General features: G+C 57.0%; 1 pseudogene. It reads left to right on the top strand.

What is annotated here, in order from left to right:
* Window positions 1-354 precede the first annotated feature (354 nt).
* A pseudogene (locus tag ACR0CA_RS20305) lies at window positions 355-1,472 on the top strand (IS3 family transposase).
* The last annotated feature ends 85 nt before the right edge of the window (window positions 1,473-1,557 follow it).

Here is a 1,557-nt window from a genome sequence, read left to right as displayed (position 1 = left end):
AGAAATGAACCCAGGGCCGGACGGCACCTGTGTCACCGCGCGAAGTCGCGCTGAAGGTCCGCGAGGCCCAGATGACCCGTGCCGAGGAACGCCGCATTCTTGCACGAGGCGGTCTGGACCCAGTCGCGGGCGGCGGACAATGGCCGCCCGGCCCGTCTCCTCGCTGTGGAGACACTGGTTCCGCATTTGAGAAGCGCTCCGACCCGCCTTTGGTAACCTACTACTCTCCGCCACAAAACAAGCGCGGCGGCGGTACATACCCCCTACATTCGGACGGGCCGGAAACGCTTCAGTTCACCTGTCTTGGCCCCCTAAAACTGTGCCACAGTTGGCTTAGTTTTGGAGACGGGATTGATGGCGCGGAAACGGTATTCGGACGAAGATATTCTGCGGCTTTTGCGCGAGATTGAGCTGGGCCTGGCATCTGGTTCGGATGTCGCGACGGCGTGCAGAACGGCTGGTGTCAGTGATGCGACCTATTACACATGGCGCAAGCGGTTTGGTGGGATGGGACGATCTGAGATGGCCAATCTGAAGGCGCTGCAGAAAGAGAATGATCGGCTCAAGAAAATCGTGGCTGAGCTTGAACTGGACAAACTCATTCTCAAGGAGAGCCTTGATTATCTAAAGCCAAAGGCCTGACGGCAGACCAGCTTCGTCAGGCCGTGGTCCACACCCGACAAAAGCTGGCAACCTCTGAACGGCGCACCTGTCGCGTGATTGGATTGGCGCGGAGCACGCTGCAATACCGCGCAGCGCCAAAGGATGATGAGGCGTTACGTCTGGCGATGATCCGATTGGCCAAACGGTATGGGCGCTACGGCTACCGCAAGGTCGCCGAGCTGCTGCGTGTCGAAGGCTGGGCAGTCAATCATAAAAAGATCGAACGACTATGGCGCGAAGAAGGCTTGCAGCTCCCACAACGGCACAAGAAACGCAAACGGCTGTACCACAAGGACAGCTCGATCATCCGGCTCCGACCGCAACATCCCAATCACATCTGGAGCATTGACTTTGTCCACGACAAGCTGAGCAACGGACAGAGCTACAAGATGCTGACGGTGCTGGATGAGTATACCCGTGAGGCGCTCTGCGTAGCGGTCAAGCCGAAGATGAACAGCGCAGACGTGCTGGATGCGCTCTACCCACTCTTATTGCGGCACGGGAAGCCCGAACACATCCGTTCCGACAACGGCGCGGAGTTCATCGCAACGGCCCTGCAGACCTGGTTAAGAAAGGTGGGCATTAAGCCGATCCAAATCTACCCGGGATCACCTTGGGAGAATGGATACAACGAGCGCTTCAATGGCACTCTGCGCCGGGAAGTCCTCAACGCAGAATGGTTCCACACCACCAAACAGGCTCAGATCGTCATCAATACCTGGCTTAGACAGTACAATCGTGTCAGACCCCATCAGGCTCTAAACATGCGACCGCCCGTTCCAGAAACCTTGCTCAAAACTGGCCCATAGAATTGGGGCTGGACAGGTGTACCTGACGTATCCAACAAATGGAAATCAATCGCGCACTGGCTTGCAATCATTGTAATGAACCTCG

This window comes from Ruegeria sp. F12, assembly GCF_056533885.1.
Note: the sequence above shows the minus strand (reverse complement) of the source record. Positions and strands in the feature narration are given on the sequence as shown.